This window comes from Amycolatopsis sp. NPDC054798, from assembly GCF_053611505.1.
The window spans coordinates 1-9,301 of record NZ_JBSHAM010000177.1; the positions used below are offsets into that span (position 1 = coordinate 1).

General features: G+C 71.0%; 6 protein-coding genes. 4 read left to right on the forward strand and 2 right to left on the reverse strand.

Annotated features, from left to right (window positions below; all coding sequences use genetic code 11):
* Positions 1-55 precede the first annotated feature (55 nt).
* Entirely contained in the window at positions 56-1,657 is a 1,602-nt protein-coding gene (locus tag ACWGIC_RS43820) for a solute symporter family protein (protein ID WP_452081856.1), read from the reverse strand.
* Entirely contained in the window at positions 1,654-2,094 is a 441-nt protein-coding gene (locus tag ACWGIC_RS43825) for a DUF485 domain-containing protein (protein ID WP_452081857.1), read from the reverse strand. The genes ACWGIC_RS43820 and ACWGIC_RS43825 overlap by 4 nt, the downstream gene beginning before the upstream one ends.
* A 993-nt stretch (positions 2,095-3,087) precedes the next feature.
* Here ACWGIC_RS43825 and ACWGIC_RS43830 point away from each other — a divergent pair.
* Genes ACWGIC_RS43830 through ACWGIC_RS43845 form a run of 4 tightly spaced genes read left to right on the forward strand, consistent with a single transcriptional unit; the run spans position 3,088 to position 9,223 of the window.
* Positions 3,088-7,401, forward strand: a complete 4,314-nt coding sequence (locus ACWGIC_RS43830; RefSeq protein ID WP_452081859.1) for a nitrate- and nitrite sensing domain-containing protein — start codon at positions 3,088-3,090, stop codon at positions 7,399-7,401.
* Positions 7,398-7,850, forward strand: coding sequence for a roadblock/LC7 domain-containing protein (locus ACWGIC_RS43835; RefSeq protein ID WP_009075317.1), 453 nt, complete (start codon positions 7,398-7,400; stop codon positions 7,848-7,850). Before ACWGIC_RS43830 ends, ACWGIC_RS43835 begins: the two co-directional genes overlap by 4 nt.
* A 7-nt stretch (positions 7,851-7,857) precedes the next feature.
* Positions 7,858-8,628 carry a DUF742 domain-containing protein gene (locus tag ACWGIC_RS43840; RefSeq protein WP_452081858.1) on the forward strand — a complete coding sequence of 257 codons (771 nt, stop codon included), beginning with the start codon at positions 7,858-7,860 and terminating at the stop codon, positions 8,626-8,628.
* Entirely contained in the window at positions 8,609-9,223 is a 615-nt protein-coding gene (locus ACWGIC_RS43845) for a GTP-binding protein (protein WP_081654960.1), read from the forward strand. Before ACWGIC_RS43840 ends, ACWGIC_RS43845 begins: the two co-directional genes overlap by 20 nt.
* Positions 9,224-9,301: the final 78 nt, after the last annotated feature.

The following is a 9,301-nucleotide window of genomic DNA, read 5'->3' on the forward strand; positions in this document are numbered from 1 at the left end:
CACAAGCCGCGGCCCCCGGAACTACCGGGGGCCGCGGCTCTTACACGGGCAAGGGTCAGGAGCCGAAGCCGATGCCGGTCAGCGACCGGACCTCCATCTCCGCGTGCTTGGACGGATCGCCCTTCGAACGGCCGACGAAGGTGCCGATCGCGCCGCACAGGAACGACACCGGGATCGACACCAGGCCCGGGTTTTTCAGCGGGAACCAGTGGAAGTCGACGCCCGAAAAGATCGAGTCCGGCGCGCCGGACACCACCGGCGAGAACAGCACCAGCACGACGCAGGCGATCAGCCCGCCGTAGATGCTCCACAGCGTCCCGGTCGTGTTGAACCGCTTCCAGAACAGCGAGTACAGCAGGGTCGACAGGTTCGCCGACGCGGCCACCGCGAGCGCGAGCGCGACGAGGAACGCGATGTTCTGGCCGTTGGCGAGGATGCCGCCGAGGATGGCGAGCACGCCGATCACGACCGCGGTCAGCCGGGCGACCCGCACCTCGTCCTCCGGTTCCGCCTTGCCGCGCTTCACGACGTTGGCGTAGACGTCGTGGGCGAAGGAGGCCGACGCGGTCAGCGTCAGCCCGGCCACCACGGCGAGGATCGTCGCGAACGCGACCGCCGAGATGACGCCGAGCAGCACCGTCCCGCCCACGTGCAGGGCCAGCAGCGGCGCGGCCGAGTTCTCGCCGCCGGGCGCGGCCTTGATCTCGTCCGGGCCGACGATCGCCGCCGCGCCGAAGCCGATCACCAGCGTGCACAGGTAGAACACGAACATGCACGCGGTCGCCCACACCACCGAGCGGCGCGCCTCGCGGGCGTTCGGCACGGTGTAGAAGCGCATCAGCACGTGCGGCAGCGAGGCGACGCCGAGCACCAGGGCCAGCGACAGCGACACGAAGTCGAGCTTCGTGGTCCCGTTGGCGCCGTAGGAACCGCCGGGGGACAGCAGGTCCTTGCCCATCGGGCTGCGGTCGGCGGCCGCGCGGAGCAGGCTCGAGAAGTTGAAGCCGTACTTGCCCATCAGGAACACGGTGATCAGCGAGGCCGCGGTGAGCAGGATGGTGGCCTTGATGATCTGCACCCAGGTGGTGCCCTTCATGCCGCCGAGCAGCACGTAGGAGATCATCACCAGCCCGACCACGGTGATCACGATCGCCTGGCCCCACTTCGAGTGGACGTCCAGCAGCAGCGCGACCAGGCCGCCCGCGCCCGCCATCTGCGCGAGCATGTAGAAGAAGGAGATCACCAGCGTCGACGTGGCCGACGCGGCGCGCACCGGACGCTGCTTCATCCGGAAGCTGAGCACGTCGCCCATCGTGAAGCGGCCGGTGTTGCGCAGCAGCTCCGCGAGCAGCAGCAGGTCGACGAGCCACGCGACGAGGAAGCCGATGGAGTAGAGGAAGCCGTCGTAGCCGTTGATCGCGATCGCTCCGGCGATGCCGAGGAACGACGCCGCGGACAGGAAGTCGCCGGACAGCGCGACACCGTTCTGCCTTCCGGTGAAGGCGCTGTCGGCGGTGTAGTAGCCGGACGTGGACGAGCGGCGGTTGCCCGCGCGGTAGACCACGAAGAGGGTGATCGCGACGAACAGCGCGAACACCCCGGTGTTGATCAACGGGTTGCTCTCCGAAGCTCCTTCGGCGAGCGAAGCGGTAGTCACTGACGGGTTCCTTCCGGGACAGCAGCGGCCTGCGCGCGGATCTCGGCGGCGCGCGGGTCCATCTCGCGGTCGGCGAAGCGGACGTACAGCGCGGTGATCGCCGCGGTGGTGACGAACTGGCCGAGGCCGAGCAGCATGCCGACGTTGACCAGGCCGAAGACCGGCGTGCTCATGAAGTCGCTCGCGTAGGCGGCGAGCACGACGTAGACGAGGTACCAGGCGAAGAACCCGATGCTCATCGGGAACACGAACCGGCGGAAGCGGCTGCGCAGCGAGCGGAACTGGGGGCTGCGCTGGATCTGCTCGTAGTCCGGGCCGCTCTTGCGGCGCCTGCCGCGCGGGGCGGCGTCGCCTCCTTCGCGGTCGAACAGCGCGGGCATCTGGCCGGTGTCCTCGGCCGCGGCGGCCGGCCCGGTGGTGCGCGCGACGTTGTGCATGGCTGCCTCCGGCAACTTGCGCGGTGGATGGCGGCGGGCATCGTTCGAGAAAGCGCCCGGATCGCCCTTGCGGACTGGGAGGCGGCCATAGTAACGACGCCGCCGGAACTCGGAAAAAGCCGGTTCGCGAGGGCACCGGAAATTCCTTTTCGGCCGGGAAATAGTGCGAAACGGCGCGTCCGGGCAGATCACGGGCTGATCACTCGGAATAGTGAGCACCCCTGTCACCGGGAGTCGCCGGGTTCGGCGCGGGTTGCGGCAGATGGCGGAGTGACGGGCCGGTCAAGATCCAATACGGTGACCGGTCGTAGCCGCCGGGCGGGGCGGCCGCTCCGCTTCGGCGAGCAGGTCGGCGTCCGGACGGGGATTCCCAGGCAGGGAAGGGAGGCTGGCAAAAATCACCGGGTCGGGCGGCGCGTCGCTGCATCTCCACAACATCGGGTTCAACTTCCGGGGGCACCCACCCGATGGGGGCACGGAGCGTAGTCCCATCGAGGGTGTCGCTTACCCTGTGTGGGCTAATCGGGTGACGGCCGGACGCCGCGGCCGAGAGCACCGGGTAACCGGAATTCCCGGGCCGGGCGATCGTTGTCGAATCCGTGGCTCCGAGTTCCCGCACTTCGACTATTTTCCCAGGTCAGCCCCCCGATGCGGAACGCAATAACGCAGGCGGCGATTGGTGTACGATTCTTTGGCCCCAGCCGCCCGCAGCGATCGATAAGGCGCAGACAAGTTGATCTCGACCACCGCCGTGCAGTCCGCAAGTTGCGTCGTGCACGTGCATAGTCCCGGGAAGCCGATCGTCTCCCGGACCGGTGCCGGATCATCCCGGTCGTGCCCGCCCCCGGTCGGACGCGCGGGCAGGCGGACCGCGGGACTTCGCTCCGGGAGCGCGAGGCGCACCGGAAGCGAGGAGAATCGCGGGAACCGCCGACGGGCCGCCACGACGCCGGACAGGGAGTCACTTTCGTGACCGTTGCAGGAGAAGGCCAAGTGCCTGTGGAGAAGCTGCTCGGCCGCCCGCCCAAGCGGTCGCGCTGGTCGTCGGGCTGGCGGGCGGCGTTGCGCTGGCGGGACTGGAGCCTGCCGGTCAAGCTGTCCGCGGTCACGCTCGTCCCCATCGTGCTCGCGCTCGTCCTCGGCATCACCGCGATCGCGGGCCAGGTCTCGCGCTCGAGCGACTACCAGCGCATCGACCGGCTCGTCGCGCTGAGCACCCAGCTGCGCGCGCTCACCGACGGGCTGCAGCGCGAACGCACCCAGACCGCCGCCCAGCTCATCGCGGGCACCTCGGGCGTCACCCCGGAACTCAAGTCCGCCCGCGCGGCCACCGACGCGGCGGTCGCGCCGTTCACCGAAGCGGCCGCGAGGGTCGGGGCCGACGGTTCGAGCGTGTCCGGCGCGGTGAACTCGGCGACCGCGCAGGTCAACGAGATCGCGGTGATCCGCCAGCAGGTCGGGGCCGGCCTGCTGAACGCGGCCGAGGCCGTCGGCGACTACAACGCCGTCACCAGCGCGCTGATCGCCGCCGACACCGCGGTGTCGGCGGGCGCGAGCGCCGACGCGCTCGGCAGCACCCCGAGCGCGCTGCACGACCTCGAAGCCGCCAAAGAACAGGTGTCGGTCACCCAGTCCCTGGTCGGCTACGGCATCTCCGCCGGCACGCTGACCCCGCAGCAGCTGAGCGACGTGCGCGACGCCGAACTGCGGTTCGACGACCGGGTCGCCGACTTCAACGCGGCCGCCACCGCGCCGCAGCGCCTCGACTTCGAGAGCACTCTCAAACCGGACACCTCCTACGACCGCAAGCGGATGCTCGGCACCGTGCTCGGCGGGCAGGGCGTCTCCACCGACGACGCGCTCAAGCGGCTTTCGGCGCAGGAGTGGAACAAGTCCTCGAACGCGGTGACCGCGCAGCTGAGCGAGGTCTCCGGCCGGATGAGCACCGACCTCACCGCGGCGTCGTCCGCGCTGGTCGAGGACGCCGGCAGCAGCGCGGGCCTGCTGGCCGTGCTGCTGTTCGCGGCGCTCGCCGCCGCCGCCGCGGTCGTGTTCGTCATCGCTCGCCAGCTGCTGCGCTCGCTGAAGGTCCTGCGGCGGTCCGCGCTGGACGTCGCGGAGAAGGACCTGCCCGAGGCAGTCCGCAACATCCAGGAGGGCCGCGCGCAGAGCGTCGAGGTCGAACCGGTGCCGGTCCAGGTGCAGGACGAGGTCGGCGAGGTCGCGCGGGCGTTCGAGAAGGTGCACAGCCAGGCGTTGAAGCTGGCGACCGAACAGGCCGCCATGCGCGCCGGCTACTCGAGCGTGTTCGTCAACCTGTCGCGGCGCAGCCAGAGCCTCGTGCAGCGGCAGCTGCAGCTGATCGAGCGGCTGGAGCGCGACGAGGAGGACGCCGACCAGCTCGCCACGCTGTTCCAGCTCGACCACCTCGCCACCCGGATGCGGCGCAACAACGAGAACCTGATGGTCCTCTCCGGCGCCGAGCCGGGCCGCCGTTCCGGGCAGCCGGTCGCCACGCATGACGTGCTGCGCGCCGCGGTGTCGGAAATCGAGCAGTACCAACGGGTTTCGGTGCAGCACCCGCCCGCGGTGAAGATCGTCGGGTTCGCCGCGAGCGACGTCCAGCGGCTCATCGCGGAGCTGCTGGACAACGCGACCGCGTTCTCCGCGCCGGAAACCCAGGTGACGGTCGCGACGCGGCTCGCCGAGGACGGTTCGCTCAACGTCGACATCCTCGACAAGGGCATCGGCATGAACGAGTACGAGGTGGTGGAGGCCAACGGCAGGCTCACCGACTCGGGCTCGGTCGACCTCGCGACCTCGCGCCGGATGGGCCTGTTCGTGGTCGGCCGCCTCGCCGGGCGCCACCGCATCGGCGTTTCGCTGCACGGCGGCAAGGACATCGTCGGCGTGCGGGCCACTGTGGTGGTGCCGCCGGAGCTGGTGATGACCGGGCTGGCCACGACGCCGGGCGACCGGTCGGAACCCGGGCAGCTGCCCGGTCCCCAGGCGAGCCTCGCCGCCCCGCCCGCCGCGCCGGGCGGGCTGCCCCGGCGGCAGCGCCCGGCGGCCAACGGATCGGCCGTGCCGGGTCTCGTCCCGCAGCAGGGCAGCAAGTCCGAGGAAACCCAGCGGTGGCCGTCGGCGGGCGACCTCGCCGGTTTCTCCGGGGACCAGGTCGCGCGTCCGCCGTCGGACCTCGAGGTGTCCGGCACCGCGCTGTTCAGCCCGATCCCGCGCGACGACGACACGCCCGCCCCGCCGCCGCCCGCGCCGAAGCTGCCGCAGACCTTCGACGTCCCGCCGCCGCGCCCGGAGGCGGAACCGGAACCGGCCGCGGAAAACCGCGACGAACGCGACGGCGAACTGCCCTCGGGCAAGGACCTCTTCTCCGCGGCCAACGCGACGACGCTGAGCGACTGGTGGAACCAGGCCGCGCAGCAGGTGCCGGAGGTCCCGCCGCCGTCCGCGGCCGAGACGACGATCGAGAACACGCCGATCTTCGACGAGATGCTGTCGGCCTGGTTCCGTTCGCCCGCGCAGCCCCCGTCCGCCGCTCCGTCCGCCTCGTCCGCGCCGGGCAAAGCCGCCGCGGAATCGGAAGCGGATTCCGAACAGCAGCAACGCAACTGGGACTTCGCGAGCGACGAGAACTGGCGGACAGTGCAGGCACTGTCCCAGGTGGAGCCGACCGCGTTCACCAAGTCGGGCCTGCCCCGGCGCCGCCGCGGCGAACAGCTCATGCCGGGCAGCGCCACGCCGGAACCAGCGACTCCCGCAGCTGAAACACAGAGCAGTGGTGTCTCTGGAGTCTCGGACCTTCCCGTTCGCGACCCTGCGGACGTGCGCGGCAGGCTGAACAGCTTCCAGCGCGGCGTGACGCGCGGACGGCAGGAGGTCCGCGGGACCTCCGGGCCGGAAACCGCTGGCAGCACTGCGGATTCCGGCACCGTGGAAACCCCGGGCGCGCCGACGTCGCAGGAGCGGGCTCGCGCCCACGACGCGGCGACCCGGCGGCGGCAGACGGTCGCGGGAGCGTTCGGCGTCCCCGCGGACCAGAACCGTCCCGGTGGAATGCCGCAGCGCACCCCGGGTTCGACCGCCCCGTCCGGCGGCACGGACGCGCCCGCCGGGTTCGGCGGACGGCCCGCGGACGCGGACTCGCCGGACGAGACGGCTCCCGTCCCGGCCGTGCCCCCGGCGTTCGACCCGGACGGCGGCTGGCCGCGCCAGGAACCCGCCGCGCGCACGGAACTGCCCGCGCCGCAACCGAACCGGACGGTCCGGCCGGACAAGCCGGACAGCCTGCCGACCCGCCGCAAGGGCGCGAGCAGCCTCCCGCCCGCCCCGCCGTCTGCCGACCCGAACCAGGTCCCGGCGGCAGTGGCCGGGCTCGAAGCCGCGGTCTCCGGAACCGGGCAGAATCCCGCGTCGCAGGCGGCACAGGCTTCGGCCAACGGCCAGACCGCGGCACCGGAGAAGACGGACAGCCCGGCTCCGGCGAACGGACCGGCTTCGGCACCGGCCGAGTCCCAGGGCACGGACCAGACCTCGTTGTGGGGCAAGCCTGCCGAGAACGCGGGCAGTGCTTCGCCGTTGACGACGTGGCGCGCCGCGCAGTCTCCGGCCGCCGCGCCGAGCCAGCCGGCGGAGAACACGGCGAAGGCCGGCACGGAGGCGGACCAGGCTCCGGCTTCGGCGCAGGGTCTGGCCGGGGGACCGGTCCAGACCGGCACGCCGTCCGGAACGACAGCGGACGCGACTCCGGCGGCGACGGCCTCGACGGCTTCGGCTCAAGGGCTTGCCGGGGGTCTCGGCCAGACCCGGACGCCGGGCCAGAACCTCCCCGGCCAGTCCGGGACTACGACGCCGGGGCAGACCGGGTTGTGGGGTCAGCCGCTGGTGCCGGGACAGGCCCCGTCGCGGCAGTCCTCCGCCGGGCCGGACACGCCGCAGACCCCGTCGGCTCCCGCCGGATCGGACGGTTCGGCAAGCCCCTCCACGACTCCCGCCGAAGGCGCCGCCGAGTGGAACTTCGGTTCCGACGAAGGATGGCGGACCGTCCAGTCGGTGTCCCAGTCGACACCCGCTTCCTTCACTTCGGCAGGATTGCCTCGGCGCCGCCGAGGAGAACAGCTTCTTCCCGGCAGCGCACCGCCGCCCGCCGGGTCGGCGAGCCCCCGTCCGTCCCGCGACGCGCACGACGTGCGCGGCCGCCTGAGCAGTTTCCAGCAGGGGATCCAGCGCGGCAGGCACCGCACCGCGCAGGCCGCTGAGAAGAACCACGAAACATTGGAGGGTGAATGACCTCGCCGAATGCGGCTCAGCCGCAGCAGAACCAGTTCGGCTGGCTGGTGAACGACTTCGCCGACCGGGTCCCCGGCGTCGCGCACGCGGTCGTCGTGTCCGCCGACGGTCTTCTGCTGACGGCCTCCAACCGGCTGCCGCTCGACCGCGCGGACCAGCTCGCCGCCGTGGCGTCCGGGCTCGTCAGCCTCACCCAGGGTGCCGCCCGCTGTTTCGAGGCGGGCGCGGTGCGCGAGACCGTCGTCGAGATGGAACTCGGCATCATGGTGCTGATGTCCATCAGCGACGGCTCCTGCCTGGCGATCCTCGCCGCGCCCAACTGCGACATCGGGCAGGTCGCCTACGAGATGACCATGCTCGTCGACCGCGTCGGCCAGATCCTGACCCCCGAGCTGCGCGCGCAGCTGCAGGGAGCCGGGGGCTCGCTGATCGGCGAACCGGTGGGATGATGGCGCGATGAGCCAGGGGTCCGGATTGTTCGGCGAAGAGCCCGGTACCGGCGGCGAGCCCCCGCGCGGGGACGAGCCCGCCGCCGGGGACGACGGCACGTTCGCCGACGTCCTCAACGGGTTCAGCCTTGATTCGGGCCGCTCGCGCAGAAAACGGAAGAAGAGCGGCAAAGAAAAGAAGGAATCCCAGTCCCCAGTGCCGCCCGCCGCGGGAGCGCACGCGGCAGCGGACCCGCCGGCGGCACCCGCGCCGCCGGCCGACCAAGGAGATGGTGTGACCTCTCTCGTCTCTCCACCGGGCAGTACGGACTCCGACGGCCCCAGACCAGGCGGGCTCTTCGACCCCGGACCGCCGAGCGGCGAGTTCTCGATGCCGTCGGCGATCGTCCGGCCCGAGCGCCACGATCGGGTGGACCCGGCCGAGGAGACGTCGATCGTGCGCCCGTACGCTCTCACCGGCGGGCGCACCCGGGCGAACTACGCGCTCGAACTGGAGACACTGATCTCCACCAAAGACCATGTCGCCGCGGGGGGCTTCCCCCAGGCGGCGGCGGAACAGATCGAGAGCATCTCGATCATGGAAGCGTGCCGGACCCCGCGTTCGGTGGCGGAGATCGCCGCGGTGCTATCCGTGCCGCTGGGGGTGGCGAGGGTGCTGATCAGCGACGCGGCCGACGCCGGCCTCGTCACCGTGCACCGGACGATCTCGGGCCAGGACGGCGCCGAAGCACACTTGATGTTGATGGAAAGGGTTTTGAGTGGACTCCGTCGGCTTTAAGGCACCGCGGGAAACCGCGCCCCCGACCATGACATCGGCGAAGATCGTGGTGGCGGGCGGCTTCGGAGCGGGCAAGACGACCTTCGTGGGTTCGGTGTCGGAAATCGTTCCGCTCACCACCGAGGCGATGATGACCGACGCCAGCCGCGGCATCGACAACCTCGACCAGACCCCGTACAAAACGACCACCACGGTCGCCATGGACTTCGGCCGGGTGTCGCTCGACGCGGACCTGATCCTGTACCTGTTCGGCACGCCCGGCCAGCAGCGATTCTGGTTCATGTGGGACGACCTCGTGCGTGGGGCTATCGGCGCGGTCGTGCTGGCCGATACCCGGCGGTTGGCGGATTCGTTCGCGCCGATCGACTTCTTCGAGGACCGCGGGCTGCCGTACATCGTCGGCGTCAATACGTTCGATGGCGTGCTGGAGCACGACATCAACGATGTGCGTGAGGCGCTGTCGATTGACGCGAGCATTCCGATTGTGCGGTGTGACGCTCGAGAGCGGGAATCGACTAAGCAGACGTTGATCACGTTGGTCGAGTACGCGATGCGGCAGTGGATTGCGTTGAGGGCGGCTAAGGCGCACCAGTAATTTTGGCGCCGGCTCCGCCGTCGCGTGCGGGATCGCCTTTAGTCGGCGTCTGGAGGGCAGTGCACCCGGCCTGGGGGC

Coding starts and splice junctions, on each gene's coding strand:
- ACWGIC_RS43825 (WP_452081857.1), bottom strand. CDS start 2,094: ATGCACAACGTCGCGCGCACCACCGGGCCGGCCGCCGCGGCCGAGGAC.
- ACWGIC_RS43835 (WP_009075317.1), top strand. CDS start 7,398: ATGACCTCGCCGAATGCGGCTCAGCCGCAGCAGAACCAGTTCGGCTGG.
- ACWGIC_RS43840 (WP_452081858.1), top strand. CDS start 7,858: ATGAGCCAGGGGTCCGGATTGTTCGGCGAAGAGCCCGGTACCGGCGGC.